At 52.1% G+C, this 21346-nt stretch carries 21 protein-coding genes and 1 pseudogene; 10 read left to right on the top strand and 12 right to left on the bottom strand.

Going from position 1 to position 21346, the window contains the following annotated elements; genetic code table 11:
• Nucleotides 1-31: 31 nt before the first annotated feature.
• Both AC0TN7_RS21690 and AC0TN7_RS21695 read right to left on the bottom strand, forming a co-directional pair.
• Nucleotides 32-348 (bottom strand): annotated as a pseudogene (locus tag AC0TN7_RS21690) (YebG family protein).
• Between the two features lie 70 nt (nucleotides 349-418).
• Nucleotides 419-772, bottom strand: coding sequence for a helix-turn-helix domain-containing protein (locus tag AC0TN7_RS21695; protein WP_023311528.1), 354 nt, complete (start codon nucleotides 770-772; stop codon nucleotides 419-421).
• A gap of 336 nt (nucleotides 773-1108) precedes the next feature.
• Between AC0TN7_RS21695 and oqxA the strand changes: the two genes are divergently transcribed.
• Together oqxA and oqxB are read left to right on the top strand one after the other, a co-directional pair.
• On the top strand, nucleotides 1109-2284 hold the full coding sequence (gene oqxA, locus AC0TN7_RS21700; RefSeq protein ID WP_148769459.1) for a multidrug efflux RND transporter periplasmic adaptor subunit OqxA: 1176 nt from the start codon (nucleotides 1109-1111) through the stop codon (nucleotides 2282-2284).
• A gap of 23 nt (nucleotides 2285-2307) precedes the next feature.
• Nucleotides 2308-5460 carry a multidrug efflux RND transporter permease subunit OqxB gene (gene oqxB / locus AC0TN7_RS21705; protein WP_024909113.1) on the top strand — a complete coding sequence of 1051 codons (3153 nt, stop codon included), beginning with the start codon at nucleotides 2308-2310 and terminating at the stop codon, nucleotides 5458-5460.
• Between the two features lie 67 nt (nucleotides 5461-5527).
• On the opposite strand, the gene oqxR is transcribed toward oqxB, so the two are convergent.
• The 3 genes from oqxR to AC0TN7_RS21720 form a co-directional block, all read right to left on the bottom strand.
• Complete coding sequence (gene oqxR / locus AC0TN7_RS21710; RefSeq protein WP_473702436.1) at nucleotides 5528-6007, bottom strand: efflux pump transcriptional repressor OqxR; 480 nt, start codon at nucleotides 6005-6007, stop codon at nucleotides 5528-5530.
• Between the two features lie 137 nt (nucleotides 6008-6144).
• Nucleotides 6145-7533, bottom strand: coding sequence for a sensor histidine kinase (locus AC0TN7_RS21715; RefSeq protein ID WP_473702437.1), 1389 nt, complete (start codon nucleotides 7531-7533; stop codon nucleotides 6145-6147).
• Nucleotides 7533-8210 (bottom strand): response regulator, encoded by a 678-nt coding sequence (locus AC0TN7_RS21720; protein WP_473702438.1) that lies wholly within the window; start codon nucleotides 8208-8210, stop codon nucleotides 7533-7535. Before AC0TN7_RS21720 ends, AC0TN7_RS21715 begins: the two co-directional genes overlap by 1 nt.
• A gap of 202 nt (nucleotides 8211-8412) precedes the next feature.
• On the opposite strand from AC0TN7_RS21720, the gene AC0TN7_RS21725 reads away from it, so the two are divergent.
• Together AC0TN7_RS21725 and AC0TN7_RS21730 are read left to right on the top strand one after the other, a co-directional pair.
• Nucleotides 8413-9249 carry a MipA/OmpV family protein gene (locus AC0TN7_RS21725; RefSeq protein ID WP_473702439.1) on the top strand — a complete coding sequence of 279 codons (837 nt, stop codon included), beginning with the start codon at nucleotides 8413-8415 and terminating at the stop codon, nucleotides 9247-9249.
• A gap of 298 nt (nucleotides 9250-9547) precedes the next feature.
• On the top strand, nucleotides 9548-9973 hold the full coding sequence (locus tag AC0TN7_RS21730; protein WP_473702440.1) for a VOC family protein: 426 nt from the start codon (nucleotides 9548-9550) through the stop codon (nucleotides 9971-9973).
• A gap of 327 nt (nucleotides 9974-10300) precedes the next feature.
• Here the strand turns inward: AC0TN7_RS21730 and AC0TN7_RS21735 are convergent, their stop codons facing one another.
• Genes AC0TN7_RS21735 through AC0TN7_RS21745 form a run of 3 tightly spaced genes read right to left on the bottom strand, consistent with a single transcriptional unit; the run spans nucleotide 10301 to nucleotide 11706 of the window.
• Nucleotides 10301-10456, bottom strand: a complete 156-nt coding sequence (locus AC0TN7_RS21735) for a helix-turn-helix domain-containing protein (protein WP_473702527.1) — start codon at nucleotides 10454-10456, stop codon at nucleotides 10301-10303.
• 6 nt (nucleotides 10457-10462) lie between these two features.
• Nucleotides 10463-10876 (bottom strand): hypothetical protein, encoded by a 414-nt coding sequence (locus tag AC0TN7_RS21740; protein ID WP_473702441.1) that lies wholly within the window; start codon nucleotides 10874-10876, stop codon nucleotides 10463-10465.
• Nucleotides 10877-10935: 59 nt separating this feature from the next.
• The gene (locus AC0TN7_RS21745; protein ID WP_463726636.1) at nucleotides 10936-11706 is read right to left on the bottom strand and encodes a DeoR/GlpR family DNA-binding transcription regulator; all 771 of its coding nucleotides are present in this window, start codon (nucleotides 11704-11706) and stop codon (nucleotides 10936-10938) included.
• A 98-nt stretch (nucleotides 11707-11804) separates the two neighbouring features.
• Between AC0TN7_RS21745 and AC0TN7_RS21750 the strand changes: the two genes are divergently transcribed.
• The 3 genes from AC0TN7_RS21750 to AC0TN7_RS21760 all read left to right on the top strand — a co-directional run bounded on the left by AC0TN7_RS21750 (nucleotide 11805) and on the right by AC0TN7_RS21760 (nucleotide 14832).
• The gene (locus AC0TN7_RS21750; RefSeq protein ID WP_463726637.1) at nucleotides 11805-12575 is read left to right on the top strand and encodes an inositol monophosphatase family protein; all 771 of its coding nucleotides are present in this window, start codon (nucleotides 11805-11807) and stop codon (nucleotides 12573-12575) included.
• Between the two features lie 9 nt (nucleotides 12576-12584).
• Nucleotides 12585-13757, top strand: a complete 1173-nt coding sequence (locus AC0TN7_RS21755; RefSeq protein WP_463726638.1) for an MFS transporter — start codon at nucleotides 12585-12587, stop codon at nucleotides 13755-13757.
• A gap of 88 nt (nucleotides 13758-13845) precedes the next feature.
• Nucleotides 13846-14832, top strand: coding sequence for a LacI family DNA-binding transcriptional regulator (locus tag AC0TN7_RS21760; RefSeq protein ID WP_463726639.1), 987 nt, complete (start codon nucleotides 13846-13848; stop codon nucleotides 14830-14832).
• Between the two features lie 60 nt (nucleotides 14833-14892).
• On the opposite strand, the gene AC0TN7_RS21765 is transcribed toward AC0TN7_RS21760, so the two are convergent.
• Nucleotides 14893-16011, bottom strand: coding sequence for a gluconeogenesis factor YvcK family protein (locus AC0TN7_RS21765; protein WP_463726640.1), 1119 nt, complete (start codon nucleotides 16009-16011; stop codon nucleotides 14893-14895).
• 262 nt (nucleotides 16012-16273) lie between these two features.
• Between AC0TN7_RS21765 and AC0TN7_RS21770 the strand changes: the two genes are divergently transcribed.
• A complete protein-coding gene (locus tag AC0TN7_RS21770; protein WP_473702442.1) occupies nucleotides 16274-16861 on the top strand; it encodes a sugar O-acetyltransferase in 588 nt (195 codons plus the stop codon).
• A gap of 15 nt (nucleotides 16862-16876) precedes the next feature.
• Nucleotides 16877-17401, top strand: a complete 525-nt coding sequence (locus tag AC0TN7_RS21775) for a phosphoribosyltransferase (protein WP_463726642.1) — start codon at nucleotides 16877-16879, stop codon at nucleotides 17399-17401.
• 325 nt (nucleotides 17402-17726) lie between these two features.
• On the opposite strand, the gene AC0TN7_RS21780 is transcribed toward AC0TN7_RS21775, so the two are convergent.
• A complete protein-coding gene (locus tag AC0TN7_RS21780) occupies nucleotides 17727-18128 on the bottom strand; it encodes a cell envelope integrity TolA C-terminal domain-containing protein (protein ID WP_473702443.1) in 402 nt (133 codons plus the stop codon).
• 298 nt (nucleotides 18129-18426) lie between these two features.
• On the opposite strand from AC0TN7_RS21780, the gene AC0TN7_RS21785 reads away from it, so the two are divergent.
• Nucleotides 18427-20148, top strand: a complete 1722-nt coding sequence (locus tag AC0TN7_RS21785; RefSeq protein ID WP_024909105.1) for a SulP family inorganic anion transporter — start codon at nucleotides 18427-18429, stop codon at nucleotides 20146-20148.
• 134 nt (nucleotides 20149-20282) lie between these two features.
• Here AC0TN7_RS21785 and AC0TN7_RS21790 read toward each other — a convergent pair whose 3' ends face one another.
• Both AC0TN7_RS21790 and AC0TN7_RS21795 read right to left on the bottom strand, forming a co-directional pair.
• The gene (locus tag AC0TN7_RS21790) at nucleotides 20283-20507 is read right to left on the bottom strand and encodes a hypothetical protein (RefSeq protein ID WP_024909104.1); all 225 of its coding nucleotides are present in this window, start codon (nucleotides 20505-20507) and stop codon (nucleotides 20283-20285) included.
• 247 nt (nucleotides 20508-20754) lie between these two features.
• On the bottom strand, nucleotides 20755-21324 hold the full coding sequence (locus AC0TN7_RS21795; protein WP_473702444.1) for a hypothetical protein: 570 nt from the start codon (nucleotides 21322-21324) through the stop codon (nucleotides 20755-20757).
• Nucleotides 21325-21346: the final 22 nt, after the last annotated feature.

Genomic DNA, 21346 nt, shown 5'->3' on the forward strand with positions numbered 1-21346 from the left:
AGTTCAAAATGAGTGATGATTGTTCTGACAATCAGGACGCTTTCACAGCCCTGATTTTTTCGTGTCAGCCGCATCGGATTCCGTTTTATCCGCTACAGCTGGAGCATTGAGATCGGGAAGCTTGCTGGTACGCAGAATATGCTGCACGGTCTCTTTCTGCTCGGCGAGATACAGGCCAAGATTTTCAGCCTGCGTTTCATCCATCTGCATTCCGCTTTGCAACAGCCAGTCGGTGAACGCGTCTGCCATATCGAGCAGCTTGTCGTGAGCGTCAGCCTCTTTCTTACTGGCAAATGTCATTTTCTCTTCACCTTTTCTAACGACAACAAATTTTGTTTCAACAGCCATCGTGCACCTCGCTATGCTGTATTTATATACAGTATAGCAGCAACAGATCGACGTTGCAGCAAAATATGCATTACTGGCGAAGCTGCTGCGTTTCCGGGCCACCCATGCTCCGCCGCCATGCCCCAGGCGCCTGACCATACTGACGCTTAAAGCTGCGGTTGAAAGACTGCTGGGAGTCAAAGCCAAGTGCTATCGCCACGTTCAGAATCGGTTCATCGCTGCGGGTTAAGCGCTCAACCGATTTTTGCAGCTTTTGCGCGCGAATATATCCGGCGAGGGGATAGCCCGTATGCTCTTTGAACAGGCGCTGGAGGTGCCATTTTGAGTAGCCGGAACGCCTGGCGACGGACTCAATGTCCAGACGGCTATCCAGGTTGTTGTCGATCCAGTCGAGTAAATCATGCATAAATGCGCCAGTGTTCATCTGGTTACCCTCACGCTGCTTGTCTAAAAGTATCTTTGTCTGTTGCATTAAAAGGTGGCGCGTTTTTGTAGTAATTGCAAGTTTTATTGTTGCATTTAAATCCCTGGGCGAAACGGGTCTTTTCACATCCACTCAAATAGCACATAAAGTGCAACAATTATTCTTGCACTTAGTTTAGCGCCTTCCTACAATCGCCGCGATAGTGTACTCGCAACTGTTACAGTTTTGTGGCGATGAACGACACAAATGGCCTTGAGACAGCCACCGGACAAAGGAAGTGGCGCGGTGCCTCCTGCTGCGTCTTGCCCGGCGGCGATAATGACTGGAATAAAAATAATGAGCCTGCAAAAAACCTGGGGTAACTTTCATCTGAACGCGCTGGGGGCAATGTTGCTCTCCGTGCTGCTCGTCGGATGCGATAACAGCGTCGCGCAAAATGCCGCGCCGCCTGCGCCCGCCGTCAGCGCTGCTGACGTGGTGGTGAAATCTATTAGCCAGTGGGATAGCTTTAACGGACGGATTGAAGCGGTGGAGAGCGTTCAGCTGCGTCCGCGCGTGTCCGGTTACATTGATAAAGTGAATTACACCGACGGCCAGGAAGTGAAGAAGGGCGAGGTGCTGTTCACGATTGATGACCGAACCTATCGCGCCGCGCTGGAACAGGCGCAGGCGAACCTGGCGAGAGCCAAAACGCAGGCCAGCCTGGCGCAAAGTGAGGCTAACCGTACCGATAAGCTGGTCAATACCAACGTTGTCTCCCGTGAAGAGTGGGAGCAGCGTCGTTCGGCCGCCACTCAGGCGCAGGCCGATATTCGCGCCGCGCAGGCGGCAGTGGACGCCGCGCAGCTCAACCTGGACTTCACCAAAGTCACCGCGCCTATTGATGGTCGCGCCAGCCGGGCGCTGATCACCAGCGGGAACCTGGTGACTGCGGGCGACACCGCCAGCGTCCTCACCACGCTGGTCTCGCAGAAGACGGTGTACGTTTACTTTGACGTGGACGAGTCAACCTACCTTCACTACCAAAACCTGGCCCGCAGCGGGCAGGGGGCGTCCAGCAATCATACGGCGCTGCCGGTTGAGATTGGCCTGACGGGCGAGGAGGGCTATCCCCATCAGGGCAAAGTGGACTTCCTTGATAACCAGCTGTCGCCAGGTACCGGCACCATCCGTATGCGCGCGCTGCTGGATAACGCGCAGCGTCAGTTCACGCCGGGACTGTTTGCCCGCGTACGCCTGCCGGGCAGCGCCGAGTTCAAAGCCACGCTTGTCGACGACAAAGCGGTGCTGACCGATCAGGATCGTAAATACGTCTATATCGTGGATAAAGAGGGGAAAGCGCAGCGTCGTGACATTACGCCGGGTCGTCTGGCAGACGGTTTACGCATCGTGCGGCAGGGGCTGAACCCAGGCGATAAAGTCATCGTCGAGGGTTTACAAAAAGTGTTTATGCCGGGCATGCCGGTTAACGCGAAAACCGTTGCCATGACCGCCACCAGCGCCCTCAACTGATCCCTTGACCTGAGAATCCACCCATGGACTTTTCCCGCTTTTTCATCGACAGGCCGATTTTTGCCGCGGTCCTGTCGATTCTGATCTTTATCACAGGGTTAATCGCCATCCCGCTGCTGCCGGTGAGCGAATATCCTGACGTCGTGCCGCCAAGCGTGCAGGTGCGTGCGGAGTACCCGGGCGCCAACCCGAAAGTGATTGCCGAGACCGTGGCGACGCCGCTGGAAGAGGCGATCAACGGCGTTGAGAACATGATGTACATGAAGTCCGTCGCGGGTTCCGATGGCGTGCTGGTCACTACCGTCACCTTCCGTCCGGGAACCGATCCGGATCAGGCGCAGGTTCAGGTGCAAAACCGCGTCGCGCAGGCCGAAGCGCGTCTGCCGGAAGACGTGCGGCGTCTGGGCATCACCACCCAGAAACAGTCCCCGACGCTGACGCTGGTGGTGCATCTGTTTTCGCCTAACGGTAAGTACGACTCCCTGTATATGCGTAACTACGCCACGCTGAAGGTGAAGGACGAACTGGCGCGTCTGCCCGGCGTCGGCCAGATCCAGATTTTCGGCTCGGGTGAATACGCGATGCGCGTCTGGCTGGATCCCAACAAGGTGGCGGCCCGCGGGCTGACCGCTTCGGACGTGGTCACGGCGATGCAGGAGCAGAACGTGCAGGTCTCCGCCGGACAGCTTGGCGCCGAGCCGCTGCCGAAAGAGAGCGATTTCCTGATCTCCATTAACGCCCAGGGCCGTCTGCATACCGAAGAAGAGTTCGGCAATATTGTCCTGAAAACAACGCAGGACGGCACGGTCGTCCGCCTGCGCGACGTGGCACGTATCGAAATGGGCTCTGGCAGCTATGCGCTGCGTTCCCAACTGAACAATAAAGACGCGGTCGGGATTGGGATCTTCCAGTCGCCGGGGGCGAACGCCATCGATCTGTCTAACGCGGTGCGCGCGAAAATGGACGAGCTGTCCACGCGCTTCCCGGCGGACATGAAGTGGGCGGCACCTTACGATCCGACGGTCTTTGTGCGCGATTCGATCCGTGCGGTGGTGCAAACGCTGCTGGAAGCGGTGGTGCTGGTGGTGCTGGTGGTCATTCTGTTCCTGCAAACCTGGCGCGCGTCGATCATTCCCCTGATCGCGGTGCCGGTGTCGGTGGTGGGTACCTTCAGCATTCTCTACCTGCTGGGCTTCTCGCTGAATACCCTCAGCCTGTTCGGGCTGGTGCTGGCCATCGGTATCGTGGTGGACGACGCCATCGTGGTAGTGGAAAACGTCGAGCGAAATATCGAAGAGGGGCTTGCGCCACTTGCGGCGGCGCATCAGGCGATGCGCGAAGTGTCCGGGCCGATTATCGCTATCGCGCTGGTGCTGTGTGCGGTGTTTGTGCCGATGGCGTTTCTGTCGGGCGTTACCGGCCAGTTCTACAAGCAGTTTGCGGTGACGATCGCGATTTCCACGGTCATCTCCGCCATTAACTCGCTGACGCTCTCTCCGGCGCTGGCGGCACTGCTGTTAAAACCGCACGGCGCGCCGAAAGATTTCCCGACCCGGCTTATCGATCGTCTGTTCGGCTGGATTTTCCGTCCGTTTAACCGCTTCTTCCTCCGCAGCTCGAACGGCTATCAGGGGCTGGTGGGCAAAACGCTGGGACGACGCGGCGCGGTATTTGTGGTGTATCTGCTGCTGCTCTGTGCCGCAGGCGTCATGTTTAAAGCGGTGCCCGGCGGGTTTATTCCGACGCAGGACAAGCTTTACCTGATCGGCGGCGTGAAAATGCCGGAAGGCTCTTCGCTGGCCCGCACCGATGCGGTGATCCGCAAAATGAGCGAAATCGGGATGAATACCGAAGGCGTGGACTACGCGGTCGCGTTCCCGGGGCTGAACGCGCTGCAGTTCACCAACACGCCGAATACCGGGACGGTCTTCTTCGGCCTGAAGCCGTTCGACCAGCGTAAACATTCCGCGGCGGAAATTAACGCGGAGATTAACGCGAAAATCGCGCAAATCCAGCAGGGCTTTGGCTTCTCCATCCTGCCGCCGCCGATTTTAGGGCTGGGTCAGGGGTCGGGCTATTCCCTGTACATCCAGGACCGCGGTGGTCTGGGTTATGGCGCGCTGCAAAATGCGGTGAACACCATGTCCGGTGCGATTATGCAGACGCCGGGGATGCATTTCCCGATCTCAACCTACCAGGCTAACGTGCCGCAGCTGGACGTGCAGGTTGACCGCGATAAGGCGAAAGCGCAGGGCGTGTCGCTGACCGATCTCTTCGGGACGCTGCAAACCTATCTGGGCTCGTCGTATGTCAATGACTTCAACCAGTTCGGGCGCACCTGGCGCGTGATGGCGCAGGCCGACGGGCAGTTCCGCGACAGCGTGGAAGATATTGCGAATCTGCGCACCCGCAACAGCCAGGGCGAAATGGTGCCGATTGGCAGCATGGTGAACATCACGACCACCTACGGGCCGGATCCGGTGATCCGCTACAACGGTTACCCGGCGGCGGACCTGATTGGCGATGCCGACCCGCGCGTGCTTTCATCTGCGCAGGCGATGACGCAGCTGGACGCGATGTCTAAGCAGATCCTGCCGAACGGGATGAACATTGAATGGACGGACCTGAGCTTCCAGCAGGCCACCCAGGGGAATACGGCGTTGATCGTCTTCCCGGTCGCGGTGCTGCTGGCGTTCCTGGTCCTGGCGGCGCTGTATGAAAGCTGGACGCTGCCGCTGGCAGTGATCCTCATCGTGCCGATGACGATGCTTTCCGCGCTGTTTGGCGTCTGGCTGACCGGGGGCGATAACAACGTCTTCGTGCAGGTAGGGCTGGTGGTGCTGATGGGGCTGGCCTGTAAAAACGCCATTCTTATCGTGGAGTTTGCCCGCGAGCTGGAAATTCAGGGCAAAGGCATCATGGAGGCCGCGCTGGAGGCGTGCCGCCTGCGTTTACGCCCGATTGTGATGACCTCCATCGCCTTTATTGCCGGGACCATTCCGCTGATCCTTGGTCACGGCGCGGGTGCAGAAGTGCGCGGCGTCACCGGGATCACGGTCTTCTCCGGGATGCTGGGCGTGACGCTGTTTGGTCTGTTCCTGACGCCGGTGTTTTACGTGACGCTGCGTAAGTTAGTGACGCGTGGTAAAGAGGAAAGGGAAGTTCTGCCTGCCTAGGGATATTGCAGATAATAAAAAACCGCCTTCATAGTGAAGGCGGTTTTTTTTCGCAACAAATAACGCGTTACGACGTTTTTTGATACTGGGCAATGAGGTCGGGGAGCGGATCCCATCCGCTGCTGTCGGCGTTTTTCACCGCTTCCAGGGCGCTAGCCACGGTATGGCGCTCCAGTACCGCTAACGACGCCTGCTCGGCCTCTTCAGAAATCGATTTAAAGTACCAGCAGGCGTTAGCGCTGACCACGCAGCGGGCCGGTACGTCAGGGCGCGACGCCCACAGCTTTTTATCTTCGATGACCGAAAGGTAGATGTCGCGCAGGGAAATCTCTTCCGGCGGGCGACCAAGGTGAATTGAGCCGTTACGGCCAAGCGTTGAGACGATAATGCCGTCACGCGTCAGCGGAACCATCAATTTGCGGATGAAGCTCGGGTTCGCTTCCAGACCGTAGGCCAGAATCGCACTCGTCGAACGTTCACCCAATTGCTCCGCCATCGCTACGCTGAGAACCATCTGCAAAGCTGTCGGGAAGCGGTAATCTAACATTTCTCTGTCCTGGGTTGCGGTGAATCTTGTTCTTTTTGGCACCGCAGAGGTGAATAAGCAATAAACAACAATATAACAAATACGGTAATTATTTTGAAGCAATCTGCGGCATTTGCGATCAAACCCCCTGTTCTGCTTTAGCTAAACGTGCGGTTCGGGAAGTCAACCGTCACCATGAGGCCTCCTTCAGCGGAAGTGCTCAGGTTTACGCTGCTGCTGTGTTGCTGCGCCACCGCTTTGACGATGGCAAGCCCCAGCCCGCTGCCGCTTTGCACCTGATTGGGATCGCGGAAGAAGCGGTCGAACACGCGCTCCCGCAGTTCAACCGGAATGCCGGGTCCTGCATCTGAAACGCGAAGCCGCGCGAAGCTATCTACTACACGGACATCGACCTGAATCCGCCCGCCCTCGGGGCTGTACTTCACGGCGTTCTCAATAAGATTATCAATGAGCGACACCAGACGTTCCCTGACGCCTGAGATCCAGATTTCATCCTCGGCGAAGAATTCCAGCTCAATGTCGCGCGCAGACGCTAGCGGCTCCAGCTCGGCCATTCGTTCCTGAATAAGCGTTGTCAGCGGCACGGGCTCCATAGCCGTATCAATACGCGCTTCACTGTGCATCAGCAGCAGCAGTTGGTTGACGAGACGCGCGGCGCGGCTGTTGCTGCGAACCACTCCCGCAAGCAGCTCCTGCTGGTTCTCGCTGATGACCCAGGACTGCAGCGCTTCCACGTTGATGCGCATCGCCGCGAGGGGGGTACGCAGCTCGTGCGCGGCATCCGCAATGAAAACCCGTTCCCTTTCCGCGCTTTCACGGACCCTGGCAAGGAAGTCATTGATCGCGTCCACCATCTGACGAAGCTCCCTGTGCCTGGGAACGGCTTTTAAGGGGGAGAGATCGTCAGGCGTGCGTAACGTAATTTCATTGACCACCTTACTCCAGGGGCGCATCGCAATGCGTATTGACAGCCATGCGGGAAACAGCAGAAAAGGGAAGCAAACCAGCAGCGGCAGGATGTAGTAGCCACGTGAGTTCAGATAGATAAAGAAGTTCCAGCCGCTGGCTGGGGTGAAAAGGGTAACCTCCACATCGGAGTGAGGGGATTTGAGGGTGCGGCTGGTCCAGGTACGATCTCCACTCTGAACGTGCTCCAGTTCGCCGAACCGGGTGTTTGTTATCCCCGCGGGCGCACCGTCGGAGGCAAAAATAACGGTATTATTTTTGCGAACGATGAGGTTAATCGACAGCACGGGATCTTCCCCTCCGCCGTAACCTTCACGCAGGGCCTGGCTGAAGTCTTCCAGCACCGCGGTGCGATCCTGCGGGCGTCCGTCCATACGCTCGACCAGGGTAAAAAGGGTTTCGTAGGTATTACTGCCCGTGAGGATAGGAGGACTGCGCAGGTCCTCCCACAGAATGAAGGTGACAAAAAGACACCACAGCAGGGTAAGCAGCAGCAGCTGGGCGATAATAATTCGCCGTACCAGCGTTGGGCGTCTCAGGTGATACCAGACGTTTTGCATCAACCGGTCACCTTCTGAATGGATACGGTATCAATGACGTACCCGACGCCCCGCACCGTTCGCACATAGCCGTCGCCGATCTTTCGCCGCAAATTCCCCATATGCACGTCGAGCGCATTACTGAGGTTCTCTTTGTTGCCGAATATCCGTTCTTCCAGAAACCGTCGCGTAATCACGCGGTCAGCGCGCAGCATCAGCGTTTCCAGTAGCGCGTATTCACTGGCCGTCAGATCGATATGGCGCGCACTTACCGTCACGCGACGCGTCGGGACATGAAGAGATAAGCCTCGAATTTCTATCGCCTCATTCTCGAAACCGTAGCTGCGCCGCGCCAGGGCTCTGACTCGCGCCAGCAGCTCGGCGAGAATAAAAGGTTTGACGAGATAGTCGTCTGCACCGGCATCCAGCCCGCACAGGCGATCCTGCAACGTGCCTCGCGCCGTCAGGATGATGACCGGGATCCCCTTGAGCTGCTGACGCAAACGCGTCATCAGGCTCATGCCATCGCCGTCGGGCAGTCCCAGGTCGAGCAAAATAAGTTCCGGCACGCAGACGTCCAGCTGATGCAGCGCATCTTCTTTACGGCGTACCCATATGACTTCAAATCCTTGATCTGAGAGGGCGATACGTACGCCATTGCCGAGATCGAGGTCGTCTTCGATTAGTAGAATTTTCACACTGGTAACTGTATCAACCGTGAATGAAGAACATCTTAAGAAAAAACGGTATCAGGAAATCTGTCCGGGTTACAGCATCTGCTCGCGCTTCAGTGTTTCTTCATTTTCGGCTCATCAGAACCTTAGGGTCAGTATTCAAAATGGGCGTTCTGGCGGTTAACCGCATGCATCGTCATCATTTGAATCCAAAAGGGCTTCTGTAATGAGAAACATCGAACTGCGTCATACGTTCCCCCATTTACTTTCGGGCCGCAGCCTGAAAAACATCGCGCCGGGCGTCGTTCTGGCGTTACTGACCACGCCCGTACTGGCGGCAGAACAGAGTCACGAAAACGTCTTAACCCTGGGGGGCGGCGTGGACGTCGCGCCACGCTACTCGGGTTCAGATAAAACTCGCGTCAGCGCAGCTCAGGTGGTGGATTACGCCATGGCCAACGGTTTTTTCATCGGTACCACGCGGGGTATCGGTTACGGCAACAACATTGGTAACCTGGATTACAGCGCAGCGCTGAGCTATCGAGTTGGTCGTAAAGATAAAGACGTGAGCAGCGATTCGATCAGCTCCGGCAGCGACGAGCTGCGAGGGATGGGCGAGATAAAAGGCTCGGCTATCGTTGTGCCTGGGCTGGAGTACAAGGTGACCGACTGGCTTCATCTGCAGCTGCAGGCTGAGGTACCGGTTTCTGAAAGGGACAACGGTGAAGCGGTACATTTCGGCATTTCCAGCCCGTTCTACACCTCACCAACAAATGCGGTGACGCTGGCGCTGACCGGCAGTTGGGGTTCCGACAAGTATATGCAGACGTATTACGGGGTCAATGCCGCCCAGTCGGCCGCATCGGGTTTTGCCCGACATGACACAGGGGCCGGGATTTATGCCTGGTCGATGAACCTTGACTGGACCCACAAGCTCACCTCGCGCTGGAGCGTGCTTGCCTCAGCGGGCGTTACGCAGCTGACGGGGGATGCGGGTGATAGTCCCATTGTGCAACGTAAAACGTCCCCTACGGGGAGTTTGAAGGTGACGTACAGTTTTTGAGGGTTGGCCGTGGTGGCTTAACGTTTTGAGCGCGCACTAACAGTGTAGATAAGCCGCTCCGGTTGAGATGGCGGGGCGGTTATCCTTGCTGATAGTTACAGCACTGCACACGTGGTTGACGGATTTATCTAAAGCTCCATTGTGCTGTAATGACAAACACGGAGGGAATGATAATATCCACATTCATTCCAAAATAAGACATAAATCTATAGTTTATTGAGTACAGTTTTATTTCATCGGCAGAGCAGCCTCCAGGTATAATGTCCGCTCAGATAAACGGCAAAGAGGGTGTGATAAAATGCTGACATATATCACCATAGGTACAAATGACCTTCAGCGCTCCGTGGCGTTTTATGACGCTGTTTTTAGAGTGCTTGGCTATTCACGTGTGCCTGCCTGGACAGAAGGTTGGGCAATATGGGGAGATGTGAATAATCCGGAGGAGGGTTTCAGCTTCTGTATTTGCCCTCCTTTTGACGGGCATCCCGCAACGGCGGGAAACGGGACAATGTTCGCATTCCGTGCCGATAACGCGGACCTTGTCAGACGGTTCCATGCGGCAGGCCTCCTTGCGGGCGGGAAGAATGAAGGCGCGCCGGGTACACGAACCGCGTACGGTCCCGATTTTTATGTTGCCTACCTGCGCGATCCTGATGGGAATAAGCTGGCATGTGTTTGCCAGCATTATTCTTCGGAGACAGATGAGTATTCAAAGGAACAATAGTTTCTCCATGGATGAAATTTAGGATGTTTAGCGGTGACTAAATCAGCCGTGTAATAGGGCGTTCCCTACGAGTAATCTCAATTCAGAACACGGCTGGCGCAGACTGCCTCTGGCTCGATGCGGACGATCTGACTGTGCTTAAGGTCCGCAGTGAGCGAGAAGCAGACGAGAAATGAAGATGATTGCCCGTGATGTTGTGTCCGGGGTAGCTTTGTAAGGTGGTCAGGCTGTTATTACAATTCCCGAACCGAGAGCTGTGGAGAGTTACTCTCTGGGTAAAAATGGATCCGGCCTACATTTTGATGAAATGCTTCTGGTATTTCTTATTTACAGATAAATGAGAGGGCTTTTGACACCACACTTCGTGGCGTAATGGTAAAGTGTCGTGATGCTCACTCTGGATGGGTTTGCTTCTATGCTGCAGAGGTATTTGTAAGAAACACCCATTTTATTAGCGAGTTGTTGTCGCGTCAGGCCAGCGATACTGCGTCATTCCATCAGCGTTTTTTGGAGGGTTTCCTTTAAAACTTCATTTTCAAGGCCGCTTTTTACCGCTGTTACAGTGAGTGCCTCTTTTCTGACATTATCCCAGCATTCATGGTTACCCGGTTTTGAGGGGGTCTGTCGGTCTGCCAAAAATGCTACGGCGTCATTCTGGTTGTAATGCTTCTTTTTCTTCATCGTTACGCCTAGAATTACCCCATCTTCAACAGTTCTGCTAATGAAAATGACTCTTTGTATGCCTGCTCCTTCTGTTTGAATCCCTGTTAAATTCTCATCTACTCTGAACAGAGTAGTGAAATCATCGCCTTTCAAAAATCTGTCGATAGCATGTATCACCTTCGCCCGGGAGTGGGTCGGGAGAGCTAAAAACTCTGCCTGTGCTGTTCCAGTTATTTTCATATTTTTGGGGCTCCGGTGTTGATTAGTTGCATTTTTTGTTTAGGCAGTAATTTACCTTTTCAGACCTGATGAACACGAATGTCCAGACCTTTAAACGCATTCACATATTCTTTTACTGTATTTTCCTCTGTCACAATGACATCGATATCGGTACTTTTTGCCACAACATATCTTGCGACACCGGGCATTTTCTCTGCGGTTAGAGCAACAATGTTTTCGCTGCTTTGATGTATGACGGCTTTTTTGAATTCACAGTCTGCGTAGTCGTAACCCGTTAATCCCGATTCCGGGGCCATCGCGCACCCACCAATAAAAGCCTGATCAAAATTTATCCCCTGGATCTGAGCTAATGCCGTGGAACCGATACAACCGTTCACACCCTTGTGAATCTGCCCGCCAAGGATAATTACTTCGCACATCGGTTTATTCAGAAGTACGGTCGCTATTTCAGGCGAATTCGTTACCACGGTTAAGCTCAGGTCTTCCGGAAGAGCCTCCGCCATGACCAGATTGGTCGTTCCTGAATCGATAAAAATGCAGGTTTCCGGTTTCACAAGTTGTGCACATTTATGCGCGATCTTGCTCTTTGATGAGGTGTTCAGGGATTTTCTGACATCAAAATCACTCACTTCAGGGATGGTGATCACCGCTCCACCATAGACCTTCTTACAAAACCCATCTTTGCTAAGTTCATGTAAATCACGGCGAATTGTATGTTCAGATACATTAAGGGTACTGGCTAACTCGGTCACAAGCACCCTGCCAGTCTCCCGGAGAGATTCTTTAATGAGCTCTTGTCGTTGGTCGGGGAAAGTTGCATAATCGAGCATGTTTTTTCCTGAAGTTATCTAAATCAAGCATCAGAGAGCATGATCGTGCATAAGCAATCCTCATGTCAACTCTCTGTACAGAAAGATGAGGCCTGAACGTGTTAGCAAATCCTGATGTGCGTTTTCTGAACCAACTCGCTGCGTTATCCGAAGATCTTATTTTGAAGGAACACGTTGTGGCCGCAAAAATACAGGGAGGGCGTGATGTTTCGGAAAACGAACACTATCCTGAGGGCAGTGACAGGGTTCTGAATACCCTGAAGGACTACATTTCGACGGAATACCCTGCACACGCGGTGGATGACCATAGTCGGGATGTTTCTGAGAATGAGTTTGTCTGGTCTGTCGATGTATTTACCACTGAACGACTGAGTGATCATGGCTTACCGGCGAAAGGCGTCTCCGCAGGGTTGTCTCACCGGGGAAAAAGCGTGGCAGGTATGGTTGTCAGGCCATTCACGCGGGAACGTTTCTGGGCCGAAGGCGCTGAGGCGCTGACCTTTGGCCCTCTCGGTCAGTTTCGTCTTAACACCAGAAGAAATATACAGTTGCATCAGTCGATTATGCATGTCAGTGAAGATGACTTTTTCAATGAGGTTACCCAGAAAGGCATTCAAAACCTGTCTTCCCGTGTGCTTATGACCCGACAGGGTGACCCGTGCCACGCAATGACCATGCTGGCTGCCGGCTACATCGATCTGTGCATCATCCATCCCGACAAGATGAGTGCACTCTCTCCCCTGATCCTGCTGGTCAAAAATGCCGGGGGATGTGTGACTGAATTGTCCGGACAACATGCCGGGTATCTGGCCAGCTCCGGGCCGGTTCTTCATGCAGAAATCCTCAGAGTGCTCAATTCAGCTAAATAAAGGTAATTCATGTCCATTTCAACACTGGAACGCTATCAGCGTTTGGGTACGAAACTTATTTTGTTTGTCGCCGGCTTTAGTACATCTTCATGGGCTGTGGTGGTGCCTTATGCCAGAGCCAATACCGGCGTAAACGAAGCAACATTAGGTACGCTTCTGCTTTGTCTCGGTGGCGGTGCATTGCTGGCCATGCCACTTACAGGATACCTGACGGCAAAATACAGCTGCAAAAAGGTCATCCGGGTGTCCGTCTGGAGCATTATTTTTTCACTGCCTTTACTCTCATTGATTGCCTCACCGTTGCTGCTGGCGGCAGTACTGCTGATATTTGGTACCGGGATTGGTATTACTGCCGGTGCCATCAATATTCAGTCTGTTATCGTGGAAAAAAAGGCCGGTAAACCGCTTATGTCAGGCTTTCACAGTATGTACAGCTGCGGAGGAATTGCCGGTGCCGGACTCATGACCGTGCTCCTGTCTACGGGTGTACCGGTTTCTGTCGCGACGGCATTTATCTCGGTAGTGGTGATCGTGCTGTTCACAATAAGTCATAAAGGGCTACTAACTGAATCCAGCCATGCGGAAGGTCCCACTTTTGCAAGGCCAAAAGGGATTGTCCTGTGGATGGGGATTATTTGCTTCAGTGTCTTTCTTGCTGAAGGCACGGTTCTTGACTGGAGTGCCGTTTTCCTTACGGAGATCCGGGACGTGGCCGAATCCAACGGCGGACTCGGTTTCGCAACTTTCGCGCTGGCAATGACCTTTGCCAGAATGATTGGAGATCGTGTCATTACCGTGCTGGGAGCCATACCTGTTGTGGTTGCCGGGGCCCTTATCGCTGCCGTCGGGTTTGCGCTCGTTCTGTTTATACCCGACTGGAAAATATCTTTAGTCGGATATGCGTTAGTGGGGCTGGGATGCGCCAACATTGTCCCTGTCATGTTCTCGGCTGCAGGTCGACAGGCTGCCATGCCCGCGGCGGTGGCCATTCCGGCAGTCACAACGATGGGTTACCTTGGTGTTCTGGCAGGGCCTGCCATCGTCGGATACGTTGCCCACTTCAGCACATTACCCACAGCTTTTATCTGTATCAGCGTACTGATGATCCTGGTTTCCCTGATGACTCTGAAAACGAGAAGCGTGATGGCAGGAAGAACATGCTCCGCCGAATCAGGTGCCTGACTACCGGAAAGACTTTTGGCTTTATTTATTCCCAGCACTATCAGCGGAAACTTAAGTATCAGATGCGGCCCCATTCAGGATGATGACTATGGTTAAGATGACTGATGTCGCCCGTCATGCGGGCGTCTCTATCGCGACAGTATCAAGGGTGTTATCAGGCGCTAACGTTGTGTCCCCGGACACGCATAAAAGAGTCATGGATGTTATCGCTGAAACGGGTTATGCCATTAACCAGACGGCACAGAGTTTATCGATGCAGTCTGCGGAAAATATTGGTTTGCTGGTCAGTGAGGCTGTCTATAAAACGCGGTATTTTCCTGAACTTATCCGGCTCACTACGCAATTTGCGCAGGAGCATAACAAGAAACTGATTATTACGGATGCCAGGGCTGACGCTGAGGATGAACGGCAGGGTATTGCCCGTCTGGAGAATCAGCAGTGCGCGGTGATATTGATCATGAGCGTATCCATGGGCAGCGCGGAGCTGGGGCGGATTATTGAGCAATCTGCGTCAGATATCATACTGATCAATAAACGGTTAAGGCAGAACCCGCGTCATGCTATCTGGGTGGATTATCAGCCGTGTATCCTCAGGTTGGTGGAGATGTTAACTCGCTATGAGCGGGAGGATATTGCCATCCTCGGTGATTTTTCAACTGGAACCCCTGATTGTGAAATTATTGAACAGTTCCGGTATGCGGCCAGAAAGCTAAAACTGCCTCGTTCGAAATATCATCTGGTTCCTTGCGCCAGGAATTTTCAGGCGGGGCGCATGGCTATGTCAGGCCTCCTGTCGGGAAAAAGGGCAGTATCAGCCGTCATTACCTGCAATACTGAAATCTATTATGGCGTTTCACAGATGCTGTCCGAACAGCACATACCGGTGTCTCCTTTACTGATTACGTTTGATGAAATTTACGATCCGGTACTTGAGCATCAGGATGTCAACGTTGTCGTTATAAATTACCCGGAACTTATCAGGGAAGCGTTACACAAAGCCGCAGCCTTGTTTCACAATGCCCCCGGCACTGACGCAAAGGTATTTCGGGGAAACCTTATTCTGAGAACGTTCTGACAGTTCGCCTCCTGCTGAAGGGAGGATTGTCATGCACCCGGTTACGGGCGCTGTCATTGTTTATGGATGACGAGTCAGCGCCAGCAGTCTGGCTGCCACAGCAGCACCATCATGTTTTCCCCGCTCCCATACATCTTCAAACTCATCCAGTACAACGCGGTAATCTCTGCCTTCGCTAACCTCATCACTCAGATAGGAAAACCCGTTAACGTATTTATCTATGGCAAGGAACCGACGGTTACCGAAGAGATACAAATCCGGCAATTCCGTATTGCAGGTCCGGGTTCTCCATTCCCGTTCAAAACGCTCTGCAATCTCCTTTAATCCAAGACCCTGACTCTCCCTGCACTGAAGGATATTGCTGATAAACACCACCGGGCATCCTGAACGCGATATCGCTGACGTGATTCCGTCTACCTGGATATGAGGAAGAATGCTGGTATAGAAGCTTCCTGGACCGAATACAATCAGATCGGCATCCCTGATGGCTTCCAGAACGGCTGGATTGGCACCTGCCGCGTGCCCGTCTGATGTGCGTAAGTCGATATTTCTGATGCCTATTGAGGCATCTGATTCGGCGAGTTTGGTAATTTTATCCTGAGGAGAGACAACCTTCCCGTCATTCAGGGTTGCCGACAGAATAAGATCGTTATTGAGCGAAGAAGGCCAGACGTTACCTGCAATGTCGCACAACTTTTTGAACACAAAAATGGCTGTGTTGATATCCCTGTTATGTGCCAGATAAGCACCGGAAAGAATAAAATTCCCGATACTGCCATTACGGTAATCAAAGTCATTCCCGGCTTCTGCAGCAAAGGTCTTCAGGTAATTTACGATAGCGCCCCTGAGACCGGGCTCCAGCCGTTCAAGTACGGGGTGGTATCCCTCCAGATAGGCTGTAAATTCTGCTCTCGCATCCTGCGACAGCAGATCGGAAGATAAGCGCGTGTTACAGATGCGCACGACATCTCCCGACCGTTTTTCCCCGTGAGCCATCGTCATCAGAGCCTGACGGATATCTCCCACGGACAGCATATCGAGACTCAGCCTGATGGATCTCGAACTCCCGCCACTGTCCCAGGCGGGCACGACGCGGGTCAGAGATATATCATCCCTGCACAAAGCATTATTCAGGGAGCGACAGGCGCTCCCACCTGAAAACAGAACCACTCGTTTCATTTACGTGCTTCCTCACAAGCAATCTCATGCCCAGTACTTCTGATTCAGAAGGGGCCTGATTATATAAAACAGCTCGATCGTGCTCGATCTGGCAGTTTTCATCTTTACACTATGCTCGATTATGATACTTTGTGAGAGGCACGACAAGATCTGGCCGTATTTTTCAGAAGTGAGTTTGCCGGCAACTTCATGAGATAGCATTCATCCGGACGAAACCGGTAGCAGGAAACGCTCCACGCTGCATACGAAGGAAACAGAATTAATGAACGAGAAATTACCGTCCTGCGCTGACACCGGGGTGGAACGTGTCCGTCTTAAAGACGGGGATTACTTTTTCCCTGCTGAACCCGCCATAAAAGCGGATTCTTTGCGGACAAAATCGCTCCTTCATCGTTTTAACCACACCGATCCCGCTCATACGGATCCCCGCCTGCAATTGATGAAAGAGTTGCTGCCTGAATGTGGGGAAGGAGTATCTGTCACCACGCCTTTCCACTGCAGCAGAGGGTATAACATTCGGGCGGGGAAGAATTTCTACTGTAACGTTGACTGCGTCATCCTTGATCTCACTGACGTTATCATCGGGAATGATGTGCAGCTAGGGCCGCAGGTGAATATATATACCGTTAGCCATCCCGTTGACCCCGGCCACCGAAGCACCGGGATCGAATATGTCCAGCCGGTCACCATCGGCGACCGCGTCTGGATAGGAGGGAAATCAGTCATTCTTCCGGGAGTAAAGATCGGCAATGATGTTGTTATTGCTGCCGGGAGTGTCGTGACCTGTGATATTCCGGACAGGGTTGTAGCCGGTGGGGTTCCCGCCAGAGTGTTAAAACATATTCAGTAAGGGAGTGTAACTAAAATGAAACGTTCACATGCTGGAAAAAGTATTCTCGATGAATCCACAATCGCTGAGGGTGTCAATCTTGTTGCTGACAGGCTTAATTCTGATTTCAGCGATGCTGTGATTATTACCGTCGTACCGGGCGGGATATTTTTTACTGCTGACTTAACCAGAAAGCTGAGTTTTGATCTTGAAATGGATTATATTTCCTGCCCACACACGCCCGGTGAGCGCAATAACGCGTCAGAGATTGTTTTCCATAATAATATCGGCATTGAGGGCCGACATGTGATCGTTATCGATGACGCGATCGAGTCCGGTGGAACAATGAAACGGCTTGTGGAGCATCTGACTGAAAAATATAAACCACAGTCAGTATCGGTTGCGGTCCTTTTCGTTAAGCCCGGACGCGTAACCATTCCTGCACACTGTTATTACGCTTATGAAATGGAGAATGATGATCTGCTTGTAGGGTACGGTATGCCCTGGCAGAACAAGTTCCGCAATCAGCCCTTTGTGGCTCAACTGAACAAAGACAACTGAGCCGGCTTCGGGTTAAAAACTAACGATGTCCGCTCCTGGCACAAACCTGACATTGGAGAAATAGTAGGTCAGTTTGGATCGAGGAGCGGAAGTATGCAATCGCTCTCATAGTTGATGTCAGCGGCACGCATGTCAGCCCAGGAAATGTTGTCAGTTACTCTATCCAGGGGACAGGTTCACCAATATGCTTACAGACTGGTGCATTATGCTGAAATACAGTCCTACTGAAGCTACCAAAAAATCCGCTCATGATATAAAGAGAACCTGGCCTGAAGCAGCATGGCGGATTTGAGCAAAGCGCGCCATTCAAAACATAATCATGATGCTAGCCGCGCATGTCGAAGCCGGATTTTTGAAAATCTCTATAAACTTCTGGATTGCTGAAGGCCGGGAATTTGGCTTTATGGGCGGCTGATTTTATCGCTTCGCAATAGGCTCTATTGCCGTTACTGGTTGAGATGCTTAAAGGTGTGCCATCCTGAGCAAATTCCATATGCAACCTGCATTTTTTCCCTTTCCAGTTTTGTGGCTCTTCAATTTCGGCGTTTATTGCCGCCCTGATTGCCCGCGCCTGCGCGCCCCATTCATCCCGATCTTCCCAGCGTCCTGAACCGCAATTACCCGTTGCCGTGGTCTTATGGCAACCGGAAGGGTGTAGCGGCGCGCATCCCGCGGCCAGGTTCACCAGTATAGCCACCATAGCGATTTTCTTTACTGCTTGAGACATTCCCACTTCTTACCCCGCAATCCATTTAAGCTTCAGTAATGTTTAAATATTCTTCCGTAATACCTGGCCTCTTTTCAACTACCAATAACGGGTTACAACGTCGGCGACCTGGCTGCCGGTTCCACCTCCGACTAACCGTTCGTTTTTGAACTATGTTTAACACCAGTCAGAATAATAAAATGGTTAAGCATTTACAGGACCTGAGCTGCGGGGCCTCCGTCCGGAGCATTTGAAAGCCAGAACCTCACATAAAAGTGTGCCAACATCTCGTGGGTAATATTAATGTCCGGAGAATAACGTGGTCGGAAAGCTATTGTTGAACTACATGCCAGGTTTACAAAATTTGTTAGCCTACGATAAAAGCTGGCTAAAACATGATGTTAAAGCCGGGTTATCCGTTGCGGCTGTCGCGCTACCCGTTGCTATTGCTTATGCTGAGCTGGCGGGGGTTGGGGCAATAGTAGGGCTGTATTCCTGCATTTTACCGATGATAGCTTACGCACTGTTTGGCTCTTCACGTCAGCTTATTGTTGGCCCTGATGCCACGACCTGCGCGGTGATTGCGGCCGTCGTGTTTCCTCTCTCTGCAGGTAATCCAGAACTGCACTGGCAACTGACGATCATCATGACATTGATGATGGGCGGGTGGTGCCTGCTTGCCAGTAAATTTCGCCTGGGCGCACTTGCCGATCTGCTTTCTCATCCCATTCTTACGGGTTTGCTGAATGGCGTAGCCGTGACGATTATTGTCGGTCAATTAGGCAAGGTTTTTGGGATTAAGCTAGATGAAGCGCAGGTTATTGAGAAAATAATGGCCTTGCCAGGCCGACTTTCGGACAGCCATTTATTAACGATAGGGATATCGCTTATAACGTTAATTATTTTAATGGTTATCAAAACGTACCGCAGCCAGTGGCCAGCACCTTTAATTGCCATTGTGATAACAACGGCACTGGTATGGGGGACATCTGCGCAACAGTATGGTATTGCCACTATCGGTGGGGATGGCTTCCAGTCTGGTTTACCCGTTGTTCACTGGGGGGCGTTCCAGCCCGGTCCGATGCGTGATTTGGTGATCCCGGCGCTGAACCTGGCCCTGGTGAGTTTTGTCAGTCTGATGCTGACCGCCCGCAGTTTCGCCGCTAAAAATGGCTATGAAATTAATGCTGATGCCGAGTTCCGGGCTCTGGGTATTGCGAACATTATGTCTGGGTTATCTCAGGGGTTTGCTATCAGTGGCGCCGATTCCCGGACCGCGGTTAATGATTCGGTTGGTGGGAAAAGTCAGCTGGTTTCCGTGGTCGCAGCCTTACTCATCGGTATCGTCGTGGTATTTTTCACTCAACCATTACAATACATTCCGGTATCTGCGTTAGGTATTGTTCTAATGTATGCATCGTGGTCATTGATTGATTTACGAGGTCTATGGAACCTGAGGCGAAGAAATAAACAGGCATTTCGCCTGGCTTTCTTCACCTTTGGCTGTGTGTTAATTATCGGCGTTATCCAGGGGATCGGCCTTGCGGTGTTGCTTGGGCTGTTACAGTTCCTTCGTACGGTGTTTCGTCCCTCTGAGCACCTGCTGGGCACTGACGAAGATGGAATGATTCACTCGTTAGGGAATACCACCGATATTAAAATGGTTCCTGGCGTACTGATGTATCGATTTAACTCACCGTTGACCTATTTTAATGTGGCTTATTTTAAACGCCGGGTATTGAACCTGGTTGATGGTGCCGCTTTACAGCCTAAATGGGTGGTGATTGATGCCGTTGCCTGCTTCACCTATTCAGACATCAGTGTCCTGGCAACCATTAATGAGTTAAAGCGTGACCTGAAAGGTCGACAGATTAAATTAATCCTCGCGGGCAGGAAAACGGAATTAACACGCTGGTTTAAAGACAGTCGGCCAACAATGAATGATGATGACATGATTCTGGCGCCAGACCTCTACCTGGCACTTCGGTTCATTCAAAGTAAAGAGAGTGCGAGTGAGGGAGAATCAGTCGGTGACACATAACCAAATACTGGTTAAAGGCTTGTAACGCATGCTACTGGCAGGCAGGGACCCCTCACAATTTCTACCACCGAGGCTCAGCTACTGTTGGCCTGGACAGTGAGATGTTCCTTGCCTGTCTTACTTTCTTCTGCCATCTATCTCAGTAAAAACTGAATCAGCTGAACAAAGATATACACTGCCGCCGCCACTCGTATTGCCTGCCAACCCCATCTGAGATAGCGCCATTCATAGCGTTCTCTGGCATTAGCCTCTGCTATAGCGGAGTCATAACGCTTTTTTTTCTTTCTCCTGACTTCGTCTATTACCCACAGGATGAGAATAAAGATAATGATGGTTTTCTGAAATATGGGATTATCCACTAAAAATGACTCCGGCTTGCTCGCTGAAAAAGCAGAATAGATGAACAGCCGTCACGTATCCACCACTAAAAGTGGGGGTATTAATGAAATTTACCCTGATTCGATTTTGAGATGACCCTCCCATAGCCGGTTTCTCCGCTGTGAATGCGCAATCTCTGATGCGAAGTATCAGGCTGACGGTTATAAGCAAGGAGCGGACCTTAAGTACCATTCATTTTCGCCGGAACAAAAATAGATAGGGTAGTGCCTACAAATAAATGAACTCATAATTCACAATGTAACTTCCAATATTATTCACACGAGCCGTTACCCACACCCCAGTCATTCCCTGCTTACGATGGCTGTGCAGATATTCTTTGTTTGTACAAAGCTGTATCCATCTGTTGGTGTTCTGATCTTTTAACCAGAGACCCGCTTCACAATGGCCATACTTACCTCTCGAAGGCCCCGGAAAGACAACCTCATATTCAGATTCATAGCCAATTATTTTGTCCGGGAAGAGATAGACATAAATATCATAACAATTTAAGCTCAATACAAAACCAAGGCAAAAGCCGCTAAAAAAAGCATTGGCAATATATTCTAATGTTTTGTTAAAAGTGCGCAGATAAAAAGCGCGCATAACAAAAATTGTTCCAATCAAAAAGCCAAGTGAAATATATGTCATCCATTCAGGAACGGATTTTTTTAATATAGTATTATGGGAGATGCCAGATGCCCATGACATATACCAGAGCCATCCACCTAAAACGATGAATATCACGGCTGTAACAAGTAATTTCTTGCGTTTATCTTCGAAGGAATAATTTTTAGTCATGGTTTTGTTTTGTATGTATCAA

The sequence above is a fragment of the Enterobacter sp. PL_is511 genome (genome assembly GCF_055816065.1).